Genomic DNA, 14788 nt, shown 5'->3' on the forward strand with positions numbered 1-14788 from the left:
CGCGGGCTCGATGAGGCATGTCTGACCGGAGAACGGCTTCGCCTCGATCGTCCTCCCGCAACGGCCATGCGAAACTTTCTTCCCCTGGCGGCGGCGCCGCCATTCCTCGCGCGGCAACAAAGTTTCTCTTGGCCGCCCTCCATTTCATTCCGGCCCTACGAGCCACCCCATTGCGCAGGCGCAACGGGGACCCCGGGGGTGCGGGCCGATCGTCCCCGATCCTTGCGACAGCCATCGAGGCCGCGATGGGCGCGGCCCGAAACGGCAAAAGGAATACGACAATGGCAACCATCGGCACCTTCACCTCCACCGAAACCGGCTTCAACGGCTCGATCCGCACGCTCGCCCTCAACGTCAAGGCCCGCATCGCCCGCATCGAGAACCCCTCCGACAAGGGTCCGCACTACCGCATCTACGCCGGCAATGTCGAGCTGGGCGCGGCCTGGCAGAAGCGCTCCGAGCAGGATCGCGACTATCTCTCGGTCAAGCTCGACGACCCGAGCTTCCCCGCTCCGATCTACGCGACGCTCACCGAGGTCGAGGGCGAGGACGGCTACCAGCTGATCTGGTCCCGCCCCAACCGGGACTGAGGCCCCGGACGGCCCCGCCACCGAGGCGGGGCCAACCGGCCACAAAGACAAGCAGGCGGCAGGCATCGAGCCTGCCGCCTGCTTTTTCGGTGCGATGCGGAACCGGAATATGTCTGCTCAGTGGATGCTATCGTGCCGGGAGGAAATGCCGGCCTCAAGGACGAGCGGTTCCCCCAATTTAGCCTCCGCTCCGGTTCCCTCCGCTCCAACAAAATCGGCTCCCCCCACTCGCCGGCTCCGCCGGTCGCTTGTGCGCTCCTTGACCCCGCCACCTCTTCCCGCCCCGCCGTCTCGTCTTTCACGAACTCAAGGAGATGAGACGATGACCATCGAACAGCACATCGAGGAACTGCGGGCCGAGTTGAGGAACGCCTGCGACGCCGCCGAGCGGCGCCAGATCGAAGCGGAGCTTCAGCTCGCCCAGGCCGACCTGACCGTGGCGCTTGCCGAACAGGACGGCACCATCGAAGCCGAGCCGCCTTTCTGAGGCGGCTCTCATTCTGCTGGATCATGAGCCGGTCCGCCGGATCGACCGGCCTCCCGGCTGTCAGGGGTTTCACCCCCTCGACAATCTTGCCGGCTCGCGCCGGATACGGTCACGTCCCCTCCAGGGCCGTGGGTCTCTTCTCTCTCTGACGTCCCATGGTACTCCAGCAAATCCGGCGTCAAGGACGGCGCGGTCTCCCCCAATTTTTCCGCCGCTGCGTTGCACTTCGCTTCCCGAAAAAATCGGTTCCCCCGCTTGCGAGCCGCGTTCCGCGCTCCTTGACCCCTCTTTGCCACGGAGTGGCCGATCTCCGTCATCAACGAAGGAGATCACATCATGACAACCAATCAGAACCTCATGCTTTACACCAAGCTTGCCGGCTTCCGGCTCGTCGTCCTCGCAAACCGCTTCGGCTGCGACAGCGAATTCTCGCGAGCCCTCCACGATCGCCTGCTCGAAGGACTGGAGGCAGCAATTGGGCGCGCGCGGATTATCATGGCGCTGGAGCGCAGCGTTCTCATCGGAGACGACGAGTTCGCGGAGTATCGGCTTGAGGGTGAGGCTGAGATCTTCGGGCGCTTCACCATCAACCTGATGGATGAGCTCGACATCGATTTCGACACGCACGAATTCCGCATCAACGGCGGCGATTGGTCCAGCGCTTTGACGGCGGACTATACCGGCGTCGACATCGACTATCCGGAGCTGATTGCGCTCACCGACGCCGAACTCGGCTCACTTGCGCCGATCGTCAAGGATATCACACGCGAAACCGGTATCGCGGTAAGGGCCTCCAGTGTCAGCTACATCAGGTGCACAGGATCGTAATCAATCCTGCGGCGGGCTCGACCATCCGGAGGGCGGCGACAGCGGCCCTTCGTTGAGATGCCTGCGAGACCATCGCAATGATGGCGAGAACGGCCAGTTGAGCCTCTTCCTTTCGACCTGCTGTCATCTGTTATCGGGGATGTTGCAGCCCGTTCGTCGGGACGCAACCTGCCGGCAACAGAATTTTCCCCGCCGCCTTCTGCGGCTCCTCGCCGATCAAAATTCAGCCGCCGCCAGGTCCTCCACATTCGTTTCGGCCTTGTCAGGTGCATCCCTCCTTTCCGGTCTGCGCTCTCACCCCGCGATGACCGCAATTCGAAAGGAGATCCATCATGCAACAACTCGCTCAATTCCTCGCATCTACCGGCCGCCGGCTCCGCACTCTCGGCAAGGTGATCAGCCACTTCTTCCGCAAGGGAAAGCTCGGCCTGAAACTCGCGATCAAGATCCCGTTCTTCGTCGAGATCGAAGTGTCCTTCGAGACCGATTGGAACCGGCGCCGATGACGTGCTGGCACGGCCCGCTTCGGCGGGCCTTGCTCAACTCGCCACGCAGGCACGCGGGCGATAACCGCGTTTTCGCTTTTGTCGGAGCAGATCGAGAAACAGTTCGACGGCTTCTTCTTCCCGTCCGAAATGATGGACCAACATCTGGCCTTTGGCGCCAATGCGGCCCCACTTCCTGAGCAGGCAGACATCGCCAAACAGGTTCGGCTCGATCGACATGGCATAATAGCGCGCCATGTTCTTCGCCGCATCGGTGCGTTCGACATAAAGATGGTAGGGTTGCGCGATCATGAGGTCAGAATCTCTGATCGCGGGAATCCCGTCCAACGACACTTATGAATCGGTGGGCATGGATTGATTCAGATCTGTGATGAAACACAAGTGGTGGCCTTGGGCGAGACGCCGTCGGCGTACAGCTCTACTCGCTTACGCTCCCCGAACCCGCTGGGCGGTTTCGGCCATCCGGCAACGATCCTCTCGCGGGTCCTCAGCCGCACCATCCGTGTCTGGCCCCGTCCCAACGCCTGGCAAGGCCCTCGTTAACGAGACTGTCTCCGACCGAGTGTCCCGATCGCAATACTGTCCGGAGCTTGCGGCCATACTTGTCTTCGTCGCGCCAGCCGGACGCGAGTGAGAAGTTGCCGGCATTGAGCAGCGCCAGCAGGCGTGCTTTCGCGGCCTCGCCCTTGATGCGTTCCGCTTCGCAGCGAGGCGGGCTGAGTTCCGGCGTGTCGATATCTGCGATGCGGATTTTCTCGCCCTCGAACCAGAACGTGTCCCCATCGACGACGCAGTTCATGCGCGCGCTCTCGCGGCAATACGCAAACGCAGCCGCCAATCTATCCGCCGTCGGCGTTGTGGCAAAAGCGAGCACACCAGAGAGATCGCCGCCGCCGATGGCAAACCAGCCTCCAGCAGCAATCATGATGGCTGAGATCAATGCCATCAGCGATGTGCGCGGACCTTTCTGTCCGGACTGGGGTGACTTTCCCCGCAGGCGATATCGATCATTCCTACTGCCGGACTTCCGCGGCCTTCTGAACGGAACCACATTCGATTTCGCCACTTGCCCGCTCCTCTCCTGCTTTCCTCAACCTATCTCGGACTCGGTTTCATCTGCGTTTACGACCGACCTGAAGTCGGGCCGGTAAAGCGGTGTGCGAGGCGCGGGGCGCAGTCGGTCCCGTCTCCCCTGCGGGCCACTATATTGAGGCTCCTGCGGCTGCGCTGTTTCCCGCCCCTCGCACGGCGAGAATTCCCGAAATCCCGCCCTGTCGTGCGGCCGCTATGCTGATTTCTCCGATATTCTTCATCTCTCTGGATCGGCCTTGCTCGTTGTACTGCGCGCCGGCTCGATCCGAGCGCCTTCCGGCGTGTTTCTGACTTTGTGAAACCTATTCATCCCAACGCAGGATTTCATGTCTTCGCGCCGAAACCAGATCGAGCGCCCGCATCGAAGCGGCGCGTTCCCCGCCGTAAAGACGATCTGCTCATCTGCGCGCATGCGAAGCACTTCATGCGGCTGGATCAGCGGCCGCGCGGCCAGCTGCTTCGATCTCGTGCGCGACGATCCCTTCGCCTGGAAACTGCGGCTGACCTGGTCGATCTCGACCGTCGTCATGCCACATCGACGTGAGATGTAATCTGCGGTTTCCGGATCGTTGATCGCGGCAAAGGAAATCCAGCTCGCGCTCTCGAACCATTTGCTTGCCGCGTCGCGGCCGCCATAGGTTTCGCGCATCTGGCCGATCGACTGATAGATCATGATGAGCGTGATGCCGTACTTTCGGCCGGCGTCTCGAGCGGTTTCCAGGATCCGCATGTAGCCGAGCCGCGCCACCTCGTCGAGAAGGAACAGCGCTCTGCCCTTCATCGAGCCATCGCGATTGTAGATCGCGTTGAGGAACGAGCCGATGATGACGCGCGCCAGTCCCGCATGCGTCTCCAGCGTCTTGAGGTCGATGTTGATGAACGCGTCCGTATTCCCCTGGGCAAGGTCCCCCGTTGAAAACGTCTTGCCCGAAACCAGCGCGGCATAGTTCGGGTAAGATAGCCAATGGGTTTCCTTGATCGCATTGGCGTAGACGCCAGAGAAGGTTTCGGGTGTCATATTCACGAAAGCCGCGACATTTTCCTTCACGAAATCCGACTCCGAATTGTCGTAGATCTCCTGCAGGCGTTGGCGCAGTTGCGGCTCCGGCTCGGAGAGATTGGCGCGAACCTGGCGCAGTGTCTGGTTTTCTTTCTCCGTATGGCCGGACAGGCAAACATCGGCGATCATCGCCGTCAACAATTGCAATGCCGAAGCCCGGAAGAAATCATCGCGCACACCGCGCGTGCCGCCGCTATCGCTCATGATCCATGAGGCGACGGAAGCGATATCCTCCTCCTTGGTGCCGCCGAACTGCCCGATCCAGTCCAGCGCATTGAAGCCTGTCTCCGGGTTTTTGGGATCGAGGACAAACAGGTCCCGGTTGGCGCTCGTCCGGTGGGTCGCGACCATCGGCGCCACCTCGTTCGACGGATCGAGAACGATCAGCGATCCACCCCACTTGAGCGCCGTCGGTATCGTCACCGACGTCGTCTTGAAACCGCCGGAGCCGGCGAAGACGATGCCGTGCGACGAACCGAAGGACCCGTCGAAGCAGAGCAGCGGTGACTTGCCGCCGGCGCCCCATGTTTCCGGCTCGTCGGCCCGAAACGCGCGCGCCGCGGTGCTGTCCTTGTCGACGCGATACCGTTCGCCGATGACAATGCCGCCGGTATCCGAAAACAGGGTTGCCGCTTCCGGCAGCTTCATCCACTCGGCCTCGCCATGCAGCGCTCGCTTGCCGCGAATGCGCCTTGGCTCCGCATTGGCGATTGCCGCGTTGCCAACAAATGCGACGCGCAGAGCGAAGCATAAGGCCATCGCCGCCGCCCCAGCTCCGACCAGAGTCGCCGGATCGAGATAGGAGAGGATGGACTTGCCGGCCGGAATCTGTTCCGCGAAGGCCGAGAGCCTAATTACTTCGCGAATGGCGGCGATCAGGATCGTCGCCACACCGCCGGCGACCACTCCCCAACCTGCCGTCTTGATCCTGATCGCGCCGGCGCTGGCAAACAGGAAGACGATGCCGATGGCGGCTGCAGCGACATACGGCAGCGCGATCCCGGCTCGGCCGAGCATCTGCCGTGCGGCATCCGTCTTTCCGAATTGGGACAGCCAGTGCTCGATCCCGGTCAAACCAACGGCGATCACGATCATCAGAGCGATGGGCGCGATGAAGAGTATGATCCTATTCATCGGCTTTCCCGAAGGCCTCCGCACCGATCGCCATCAGTCGCGAACGTTCCATCTCGTCGGCTTTGAGGCGCTGGCGCAAATCGATCAGCGCCCCCAGCAGAAGCGCCCGTTTCTCGTAGCGAAGACCGGCTTTGACGATCAGACCGCCAAGCTCGATCTTCTCCCGTGTGTCCTTCTTGCGGGCATCGGACGTGGTCGTGCGTGCCATCCGTTCAAGCCTCAGCAGTCCCACCCGCAGCCGCGCCAGACGCGTCCTGCGTGGACGATGCGCTGCTTTCGCCAGCGCTGCTTCCCCTTTTCCCTCCGTTCGCAGTGACCTTTCCTCCGCGAAACCGCTTCGCCAGGTCCTCGAAGGCCGCTTGCAATTCGGACTCGTCGATCTCGATCTCGCCAAGACCGGCCTTGAGGGCAATCCGGCCGATGCGCTCGGCCTCACGGGTCTCGGCGGCCTTGAGCTGCTCCTGGAGTTTGGCGATTTCGTCGCGGATTTTCGAGGAGGGTTTCTTCATGTCCGTTCGTCTCCCTTTGGGTGAGAAAGCTTGTCTTTCGAACCCATTTTTTCGGAGGTGAGTGCGGCACGCACTACTGTGAATCCTTCAATCGCCAAAGCGCAAGCTTTGGTGAATGATCCCGGCCGTTCCGAAGGAGCGGATCCGAAGGGCGCAATTATACGTCGCTGGCGCGACGCCCTGCTTTTTGGCCCCGGCGGGGCCTGCCGCTCCCGACGAACCCGTTGATTTCGTTCGCAACCGGGAGAGAATTCCGCCGTGGCCGTCCCCCATTTCTCCGTCAGCGTCGTCGCTCGTGGCTCCGGCCGCAGCGCCGTGCTGTCGGCGGCCTACCGCCACTGCGCCAAGATGGAGTTCGAGCGTGAGGCCCGCACGATCGACTACACCCGCAAGCAGGGATTGCTCCACGAAGAGTTCGTAATCCCCGCCGATGCCCCGGACTGGCTGCGCTCGATGATCGCAGATCGTTCGGTTTCCGGTGCCTCCGAGGCTTTCTGGAACAAGGTCGAAGGTTTCGAGAAGCGCTCCGACGCGCAGCTCGCCAAGGATGTGACGATCGCCCTGCCGATCGAGCTGACCGCCGAGCAGAACATTGCGCTGGTGCGGGATTTCGTCGAGCAGCACATCACGGCGAACGGCATGGTAGCGGACTGGGTCTATCACGACGCGCCCGGCAACCCGCATGTTCATCTGATGACGACCTTGCGGCCGCTGACTGCGGACGGATTTGGTGCCAAGAAGGTAGCGGTAACAGGACCGGACGGCAATCCGATCCGCAACGACGCCGGCAAGATCGTCTATGAACTCTGGGCCGGAAGCATCGATGATTTCAATGCGTTCCGCGACGGATGGTTTGCCTGTCAGAACCGGCACCTGGCGCTTGCGGGTCTCGACATTCGCGTCGATGGCCGATCCTTTGAGAAGCAAGGGATCGATCTCGAGCCGACCATCCATCTCGGCGTTGGCACGAAGGCGATCGAGCGGAAATCCGATGGTGCGCCCAAGCCCATTGAGCTCGAACGCCTCGAATTGCAGAACGCCAGGCGGAGCGAAAACGTCAGGCGCATCGACAGGAATCCTGAACTCGTCCTCGACCTGATCATGCGTGAGAAGAGCGTCTTTGATGAACGGGACGTGGCTAAGATCCTGCACCGCTACGTCGACGACGCAGTGCTGTTCCAAAGCCTCATGGTTCGGATCCTGCTCTGCCCCGAAACCTTCCGCATCGAGCGCGAACGGGTCGACCTTGCCAGCGGTACCCGCGAGCCGGCCAAGTACACGACCCGCGACATGATCCGGCTCGAAGCGGAGATGGCCAATCGTGCCGTCTGGCTGTCGCAGCGATCGTCGCATGGCGTGCGTGACACAGTGCTTGCCGCGACTTTCGAGCGTCATGAGCGTCTGTCGGACGAGCAGAAAACCGCGATCGAGCATGTGGCGGGAACTGAGCGGATCGCGGCCGTGATCGGCCGCGCCGGCGCCGGCAAAACGACGATGATGAAGGCGGCGCGTGAGGCCTGGGAAGCGGCCGGCTATCGGGTCGTCGGCGCAGCACTTGCCGGCAAGGCGGCCGAGGGACTGGAGAAGGAAGCGGGCATCATCTCTCGCACACTTGCGTCGTGGGAGCTCCGCTGGAACCAAGGCCGTGATCAGCTCGATAGCAAGACGGTGTTCGTTCTCGACGAGGCGGGCATGGTGTCGTCGCGGCAGATGGCGCTGTTCGTCGAAGCAGTGACGAAAGCCGGCGCCAAGCTCGTCCTCGTCGGCGATCCCGAACAGCTTCAACCGATCGAAGCGGGTGCCGCCTTCCGCGCCATCGCCGATCGCATCGGCTATGCCGAACTCGAAACCATCTATCGCCAGCGCCAGCAATGGATGCGCGATGCCTCACTTGATCTGGCGCGCGGCAAGGTCGGCAAGGCGATCGATGCTTACCGCGCCAATGGCAGGGTCATCGGGTCGGATCTCAAAGCCGAGGCCGTCGACAACCTGATCGCGGCCTGGGACCGCGATTACGATCCGACGAAGACGTCGCTGATCCTTGCTCATCTGCGCCGCGACGTGCGCATGCTAAACCAGATGGCGCGCATCAAACTGATCGAACGCGGGATCCTTGGTGAGGGATCCATGTTCAAGACGGCCGATGGCAGCCGCAATTTTGCCGTCGGCGACCAGATCGTGTTCCTGAAGAACGAGGGATCACTGGGCGTCAAAAACGGCATGCTGGCCAAGGTCGTCGAGGCGGGACCGGGACGGATCATCGCGCTGATCGGCGATGGCGAGAATGCCCGAAAAGTGCTGGTCGAACAGCGCTTCTACGACAACCTCGATCACGGCTATGCCACGACCATCCACAAGAGCCAGGGCGCCACCGTCGACCAGGTCAAAGTGCTCGCCTCCCTTTCGCTGGACCGTCATCTCACCTATGTCGCCATGACGCGTCATCGTGAGGACCTGGCTGTTTATTACGGCCGCAGATCCTTCGCCAAGAACGGTGGGTTGATCCCGATCCTGTCGCGAAGGAATGCGAAGGAAACGACGCTCGATTACGAAAAGAGCGCCTTCTATCGCGCAGCGCTTCGTTTTGCCGAAACCCGCGGTCTGCATCTTGTGAATGTCGCCCGAACCCTGGTTCGCGACCGGCTGGAATGGGTCGTCAGTCAGAAGCAAAAGCTTGCCAATCTAGGCGCCCGCCTTGCGGCCGTTGCCGACAGGCTCCGGCTCGTCCGCGGCGTTGCGCAGTCCCCAATCCAAAACAGCAACAAGGAGGCAAAGCCGATGGTCTCGGGCATCACAACCTTCGCCAAATCGGTCGACCAGGCGATCGAGGACAAGGTCGCCGCCGATCCGGGTTTGAAGAAGCAATGGGAGGAGGTCTCGGCCCGCTTCCATCTCGTTTACGCACAGGCGGAAAGCGCATTCAAGGCCGTCAATGTCGACGCCATGCTGAAGAACGAGACCGTTGCGAAATCCACGTTGACCAAGCTCGGGTCGGAGCCCGAAAGCTTCGGCGCGCTCAAGGGCAAGACCGGGATCCTCGCCAGCCGCTCTGACAAGCAGGAGCGAGAAAAGGCACAAACGAATGCGCCGGCGCTGGCCCGAAATTTGGAGCGCTATCTGCGCCAGCGGGCGGAGGCGGAACGTAAGTTCGAGGTCGAAGAACGCGCTGTCCGTCTGAAGGTCTCGATCGATATTCCCGCGCTGTCGCCAAACGCAAAACAGACATTGGAACGCGTTCGCGATGCGATCGACCGAAACGACCTGCCCGCCGGCCTCGAATATGCGCTCGCCGACAAAATGGTGAAGGCTGAACTGGAGGGTTTCGCCAAGGCTGTCTCCGAGCGTTTCGGCGAGCGGACTTTCCTGTCGCTTGCCGCGAAGGACCCCAATGGACAGACGTTCAATGCCGTCACGTCGGGAATGACGGCCGGACAAAAGGCCGAGGTGCAATCGGCGTGGAATATGATACGGACGGTGCAGCAGCTCGCCGCGCATGAGCGCACGACCGAGGCGCTGAAGCAAGCCGAGGCCCTGCGTCAGACGAAGAGCCAGGGGCTGTCGCTCAAATGAAGATAACCGTGTTTGCGTTCGGGACGCGACGCGCTCAGAGGACGAATGCAGTCGTGCTCTTGGCCCTGGCGGCATCCATCGTTGGCGGCGGTGTTGCTGCCGCGACCGTCGGCGGCTTTCGCATCAACATGACACCCAGTGAACCTCTCGGTCTCTGGCGCATCGTCGCGCTCGATCGCCCGGCGGTTGCCGGCGATCTCATCTTCATTTGCCCCCCGCAAACGACAGAAATGCGGGAGGCGAGAGAGCGTGGTTATCTCCGCTCCGGAACGTGCCAAGGCGGCATCGCGCCGCTCATCAAGACGGTCATAGCCATTGCCGGGCAGCATATCGAAATCGGCGCCGGCGTGACGATCGATGGACGCCCAATTGCATTTTCCGAACTGGCTGAACGGGACGGCAAGGGCCGGCCGATGAAGCCATTTCCCGGCGGCGTCGTGCCTGATGAAAGCGTCTTTCTCCTTTCACCCTTCAGGAGCTCCTATGACTCCCGCTATTTCGGCCCCCTGCCCGCCTCCGGAATCCTCGGCCTGGCGAAACCGGTGCTCACCTATGCGCCGTGAGTATCTCCAGCCAACCGCATTGATTGCCGTCGCAACCGTCGCCGGGACGGTGGGATGGAGTGGCCACGTCCTGCTTCTTCCGGTCGCCCTCGCGTTTCCGGTTCTCTGGGCGCTTGCGCGAGCACGGTGGACGGCCGCGGTCATCTCGGCCGTCTATTTCCTGACCGCATCCCGGGGACTGCCGCAGGGCGCCGCGACCTTCTATTCCTCGGACCTTTGGCCTGGATTATTGCTGTGGCTCTGTGCGTCCGCCGGCTTCGTCATCGTGCATACCGTCCTCTGGACGAAGAGGACGGGTGCTCGTCCGCGTCGCTATCTCCTGGCAGCGGTTCTGATGGCCGTTCCGCCATTCGGCATTGCCGGCTGGGCTCATCCGATCACCGCTGCAGGCGTACTATTTCCAGGATGGGGATGGTGGGGACTGGCTGCCGCGACAGCCGGCCTCATGGGCCTCGTAACCCGCATGTGGCCAGCTGTCGCGTTTGTCCTGGCAAGCTTTTGGATCTGGTCCGCCGCAACCTGGGACGAACCGAACCCACCGGAATCCTGGCAGGGGATCGACCTCGAAATGGGTGCGTCGCTGGGGCGGGATGCCAGCATTGAGCGTCACCGTGATCTGATTGCCACGGTGACGGATCGGGCATCCGGTGGCGCCCGGTCCATTGTTCTTCCCGAAAGCTCTCTTGGCTTCTGGACGCCGACCGTCAAGCGGCTATGGGTGCGAGCTTTGCAGGCAACTGACGCCACCGTTATCGCCGGCGCGGCAGTTGTCGATGCGGGCGGATACGACAATGTTCTGATCGCCATCTCTGGCGACGCCGCTCGGCTCCTTTATCGCGAACGTATGCCGGTGCCAGGCTCGATGTGGCAACCTTGGCGTCCCTTGCTTGGGGCAAGTGGCGGCGCGCGGGCGCACTTCTTTTCGAACCCCGTCGTGACCGTTGCCGGCGGACGCATCGCACCGCTGATCTGCTACGAGCAGCTGATCGTCTGGCCCGTTCTGCAGTCTATGCTGCAGGAGCCGGATATCCTCGTCGCTGTCGGCAACGGCTGGTGGACCAAGGGGACATCCATCGTCGCCATCCAGCGCGCCAGCACGCAAGCCTGGGCGCGCCTGTTCGACAAGTCCGTCGTTTTTTCCTTTAACATCTGATTTCCCAGGAGCCCAAGATGCTCGATGCCGCCCTGATTCAACAATGCGCCGACCCTTCACTGAAGCCCGCGATCGTCGAGCAGTTCGTGACCGCGGCGGGCGCAAATGATCCCTTTGCCGTCACCGTCAAATCAGGTGGCAGATTGATCCTCGTTCCGAAGGCGACAACGCAGGACGAGGCAATGGCGATCATCCGGCAGTATGTCGGCCAGACCGTGGTGCGCGTCGGCCTGACGCAGTTTCCGGCGGGCGTTGGCGTGAAGGACGCCGCCGATCTGAACTCCGATCTCGTCGATCCTTGCGAAAACCTCCGCAAGGGAACGGCGATGTTCGCCAAGGTCTTGCGGATCGTTGCCAAGTGGTACGGCAATCCGAAGAGCGACGACGTCTTCCCCCAGATCTTCGACGATGCCGTCTATGCCTGGAAGAGTGGAGAGTTCGAGGGCGTGAGTGTCTTCCAGGCGGACGATCCCGGAAAAAGCGTCACGATCGACAATACGTTGCCTGCCAACCTGGACAAGGCCAGCGCGGACATACCGCCCGCGGATGCAAACACTGAAAGCGTCGAGAAAGGCGAGAGCGTTGGATCGGCAGAAATGCGGATCGACCTATCAAGGATTGGAGGACAATGATCTCCTTGGGAAGGCCGCTATGCCTCCGGAAGCGAATAGCGCGTGAGAACAGCGTCCTCGCCATCGAGGATCACTTCGATGACTTCGTTGACCATAGCCTGCTCTCCCGCCAAATCCTGTAGTATGAGGGCAAACAATTCTCGTTGCTGCGCGGGAAGCACCTGCGGGACAATGATCACCAGGCCCGTATGCAATTCTTCTTTCGCGTACAGCTTCCGGAAGTCGCGAGCATTGTTCGTGACGAAGGTAAAATCCTCCTCGATGATCCGAGGCATCAGATCCCAGTCGGCTTCGCCGCTCAGTCCCAGCCAATTCACATGGAAGCAATCGTGGCCGTGCGCTTGAGCGACGGCCACGAGAGACGTGTGAAGGCATTCATCGATAAGAAACTTCACGAGGTCGAGCCAGACGGTTTGGAGACGTTTTCGTTCCGAAGGCTCAGGCGCTTCACGGATTTCACCTTCAGGCCCTGCTCAGAAAGCTTCCTCGGACGCCCCCTGGCGGGATGGGCCGCAACCCAGATCTCGGCAAGTTCCACCATGCGCTCGGTGAGCGACGGATAACCCTCGACGATTTCCGCTGTACTTGCGCCTTGGGTCTTCATCGCGGCAATTACTCGCACGGGAACACGGGTTCGCTTGAACACCGGCTCGCCGCCCGCGACACCCTTCACACTTTCGATCAGTCGTTCGGCTTCTCGAAGCGCCTCGGCCCGCGCGGCCAGTTGCTCCCGTGCCCGAGCGACGTCGATAATGAGATAGTCGTCTGCTCTCACGGTTTCGGCATCGGGGTTCTGGTCGATCGTATCGAACAAGCGTTTGCGGCGCTCGGCAGACAAGATCGATCCGACGCCATACCAGAGCTTCAACCGAAGCAGATCCTCATCGGTGAGCGCTCGACCCCGGCTGTCAACGAGATGAGTCTCGATGATCCGCTTGTCGATCGCATTGTGCACCGACTTAACAGCGACCTCACTGACAGCCGCCGCCTCGGCGGGCGTGTATGCGTGTGACGTGGTGGTCATAATCATTCTCCTTGTGGAGAATATATAATACAGCTCACGTACCCCGTAAAGACTGTGACCGAGCTTCTCGATACCGGGGTCCCGTCAGACCGGTAAGGAAGATTCACTTCTTTTCCGGCGGCCGCTTCAGCAGATCAGATGCTTCCATTTCCAAAATCGCGGCCAGGCGGTCTACCACATCGATGCTCGCATTGTAGACGCTGCGCTCCAGAGAACTGATGTAAGTGCGATCGATATCTGCCCTGAAAGCAAGCTCTTCTTGCGACAGGCCTTTGGCCAGCCGCGCGGCTTTCAAATTTCGTGCAAATACCTCTCGAATCTCCATGATCGAGAGAGCATCGGCTTGTAGAGTATTTCACCACGGAGTATTCTCTACAAAGACATTCCGTTGACGAATCAAGATGATGCAGCAGCGTCAGAAAGTTAGTTTCGCGCGCGTGCTGAGCCGCTCAAAATATGAACTCCCTCCCATTCTGTGACGATCTGGTATTTAATCGCGAGCGTATGCAGCCTCGGCTCTTGACGTCACAAAATGCAATTTGAGGAGACGGGGATGAAGGACGCCAGCTTATCCGGCGCAGACGAAACAAACGGAAGACAATCTCGTTACAGTTCGATGCTAAAATCGGACTTGAAGGCGCTGGCTATTTCGGCAATCCGGGAACACCGTCGGCTCCTCGCAGCCGACCAAGCCGTATATGACGAGTGGGCGCACGCGAGCGACGATCCGTCGATCTCCGGGTCGGTCCTTCAAGCTCTTCAAAACGAATACATCTCGCGCCAGAAGAAGTCTGAGAACCAGCAGGAGGAACTCTCGGAAATCCTGGACGCGCTCGGCTACGTTCCGGACGTGCTGCTTGAGAATAACGAGTAATCGTCAGAGCAGGCCACGATCCTTGGCAATGGCGACGAGCTGCGGCACGGACTGGGCGTCAAACTTTTCACGCGCCTTGTCGAGATAGTGTTGCACGGTTCTAGCATTGATTCCGGTAAGCATCGCCGTTTCAGGTGCCGTTTTTCCCTTCGTCGCCCAAAGCAAGCACGTCATTTCCCGCGGTGATAGCGTTCGCTTCGGCGCCAGCTGTGTCCTCGCGGCTATGAAGCGCAGCCGGTAATGAACGACCAGCAACGCCTGCAAAGCTTGGAACGTCTGCTGCATCTCAACTAAGTCGGTCCTCGCTTCGGAAGTCGCAAACGTTAGCATCAGATGCGAGCCGAAACTGCCATCGGTCCCTATCGTGACGCCGCTTCTTAGCCCATGATCCACGGCTTGTTCTCGGAATTTTCGAAGGTCGGACGTCCCGCGAGCTGGCCAATTATCTGCAGTCCACCCAAAGGCCTCCTGTCGACGCTTCGCCTCAGTGACTACGGGGTCTATCCGTGTATAGTGACCGGATAAATATGCTTCCTGCCAGTCTTTAGGATAGTTGTTGAATGTACGGACTTCCGCACCTGACGCTTCGAGGTAAGCGTATCGCTCGAGCCCGAATGCAGCTCCATAGTTACGCAAAGCCACTTTGACCGATACCTCGTCCTGTGACGCCTCAACGGTATCGATCAAATTCCTCAGTGCGTCATTCAATCTCACTCTCCCCATGTTCGTGCCACTGTTCGAACATGCGACGGGAATGCGAGGAGAT

At 60.8% G+C, this 14788-nt stretch carries 18 protein-coding genes; 9 read left to right on the top strand and 9 right to left on the bottom strand.

What is annotated here, in order from left to right; translation table 11 throughout:
* Window positions 1–281: 281 nt before the first annotated feature.
* From RHE_RS21835 to RHE_RS33810, 4 genes are all read left to right on the top strand, one after another.
* A complete protein-coding gene (locus RHE_RS21835; protein WP_011427435.1) occupies window positions 282–590 on the top strand; it encodes a DUF736 domain-containing protein in 309 nt (102 codons plus the stop codon).
* A gap of 322 nt (window positions 591–912) precedes the next feature.
* Window positions 913–1077, top strand: a complete 165-nt coding sequence (locus tag RHE_RS33805; RefSeq protein ID WP_166486937.1) for a hypothetical protein — start codon at window positions 913–915, stop codon at window positions 1075–1077.
* 336 nt (window positions 1078–1413) lie between these two features.
* Window positions 1414–1905, top strand: a complete 492-nt coding sequence (locus RHE_RS21840; protein ID WP_011427437.1) for a hypothetical protein — start codon at window positions 1414–1416, stop codon at window positions 1903–1905.
* A 332-nt stretch (window positions 1906–2237) separates the two neighbouring features.
* Window positions 2238–2411: a hypothetical protein gene (locus tag RHE_RS33810; protein ID WP_166486938.1), complete on the top strand. Its 174-nt coding sequence runs from the start codon at window positions 2238–2240 to the stop codon at window positions 2409–2411.
* Between the two features lie 33 nt (window positions 2412–2444).
* On the opposite strand, the gene RHE_RS21845 is transcribed toward RHE_RS33810, so the two are convergent.
* The 5 genes from RHE_RS21845 to traC form a co-directional block, all read right to left on the bottom strand.
* Complete coding sequence (locus RHE_RS21845; RefSeq protein ID WP_042119563.1) at window positions 2445–2702, bottom strand: WGR domain-containing protein; 258 nt, start codon at window positions 2700–2702, stop codon at window positions 2445–2447.
* Window positions 2703–2898: 196 nt separating this feature from the next.
* A complete protein-coding gene (locus RHE_RS21850; RefSeq protein WP_011427439.1) occupies window positions 2899–3477 on the bottom strand; it encodes a thermonuclease family protein in 579 nt (192 codons plus the stop codon).
* 243 nt (window positions 3478–3720) lie between these two features.
* Window positions 3721–5697 (bottom strand): Ti-type conjugative transfer system protein TraG, encoded by a 1977-nt coding sequence (traG, locus tag RHE_RS21855; protein ID WP_042119566.1) that lies wholly within the window; start codon window positions 5695–5697, stop codon window positions 3721–3723.
* On the bottom strand, window positions 5690–5905 hold the full coding sequence (traD, locus tag RHE_RS21860) for a type IV conjugative transfer system coupling protein TraD (protein ID WP_011427441.1): 216 nt from the start codon (window positions 5903–5905) through the stop codon (window positions 5690–5692). The genes traG and traD overlap by 8 nt, the downstream gene beginning before the upstream one ends.
* A gap of 4 nt (window positions 5906–5909) precedes the next feature.
* Window positions 5910–6206 (bottom strand): conjugal transfer protein TraC, encoded by a 297-nt coding sequence (traC, locus tag RHE_RS21865; RefSeq protein ID WP_011427442.1) that lies wholly within the window; start codon window positions 6204–6206, stop codon window positions 5910–5912.
* Window positions 6207–6464: 258 nt separating this feature from the next.
* Between traC and traA the strand changes: the two genes are divergently transcribed.
* From traA to RHE_RS21885, 4 genes are read left to right on the top strand one after another with little or no spacing between them, the layout of a single operon-like run.
* Window positions 6465–9776 carry a Ti-type conjugative transfer relaxase TraA gene (gene traA / locus RHE_RS21870; protein ID WP_011427443.1) on the top strand — a complete coding sequence of 1104 codons (3312 nt, stop codon included), beginning with the start codon at window positions 6465–6467 and terminating at the stop codon, window positions 9774–9776.
* Window positions 9773–10339 carry a conjugative transfer signal peptidase TraF gene (traF, locus tag RHE_RS21875; protein ID WP_011427444.1) on the top strand — a complete coding sequence of 189 codons (567 nt, stop codon included), beginning with the start codon at window positions 9773–9775 and terminating at the stop codon, window positions 10337–10339. Before traA ends, traF begins: the two co-directional genes overlap by 4 nt.
* On the top strand, window positions 10329–11492 hold the full coding sequence (locus RHE_RS21880) for a conjugal transfer protein TraB (RefSeq protein ID WP_011427445.1): 1164 nt from the start codon (window positions 10329–10331) through the stop codon (window positions 11490–11492). Before traF ends, RHE_RS21880 begins: the two co-directional genes overlap by 11 nt.
* 17 nt (window positions 11493–11509) lie before the next feature.
* The gene (locus RHE_RS21885) at window positions 11510–12124 is read left to right on the top strand and encodes a TraH family protein (protein WP_011427446.1); all 615 of its coding nucleotides are present in this window, start codon (window positions 11510–11512) and stop codon (window positions 12122–12124) included.
* 17 nt (window positions 12125–12141) lie between these two features.
* Here RHE_RS21885 and RHE_RS21890 read toward each other — a convergent pair whose 3' ends face one another.
* The 3 genes from RHE_RS21890 to RHE_RS21900 form a co-directional block, all read right to left on the bottom strand.
* Entirely contained in the window at window positions 12142–12519 is a 378-nt protein-coding gene (locus tag RHE_RS21890) for a DUF5615 family PIN-like protein (protein ID WP_011427447.1), read from the bottom strand.
* A complete protein-coding gene (locus RHE_RS21895; protein WP_011427448.1) occupies window positions 12516–13148 on the bottom strand; it encodes a DUF433 domain-containing protein in 633 nt (210 codons plus the stop codon). The genes RHE_RS21890 and RHE_RS21895 overlap by 4 nt, the downstream gene beginning before the upstream one ends.
* Before the next feature lie 103 nt (window positions 13149–13251).
* Window positions 13252–13473, bottom strand: coding sequence for a helix-turn-helix domain-containing protein (locus RHE_RS21900; RefSeq protein ID WP_011427449.1), 222 nt, complete (start codon window positions 13471–13473; stop codon window positions 13252–13254).
* A gap of 207 nt (window positions 13474–13680) precedes the next feature.
* On the opposite strand from RHE_RS21900, the gene RHE_RS21905 reads away from it, so the two are divergent.
* Complete coding sequence (locus tag RHE_RS21905) at window positions 13681–14022, top strand: transcriptional repressor TraM (RefSeq protein WP_032490538.1); 342 nt, start codon at window positions 13681–13683, stop codon at window positions 14020–14022.
* Window positions 14023–14025: 3 nt separating this feature from the next.
* Here RHE_RS21905 and RHE_RS21910 read toward each other — a convergent pair whose 3' ends face one another.
* Complete coding sequence (locus RHE_RS21910; protein ID WP_042119569.1) at window positions 14026–14730, bottom strand: autoinducer binding domain-containing protein; 705 nt, start codon at window positions 14728–14730, stop codon at window positions 14026–14028.
* Between the last annotated feature and the right edge of the window lie 58 nt (window positions 14731–14788).

The organism is Rhizobium etli CFN 42 (assembly GCF_000092045.1).
Taxonomy (GTDB): Bacteria; Pseudomonadota; Alphaproteobacteria; order Rhizobiales; family Rhizobiaceae; genus Rhizobium; species Rhizobium etli.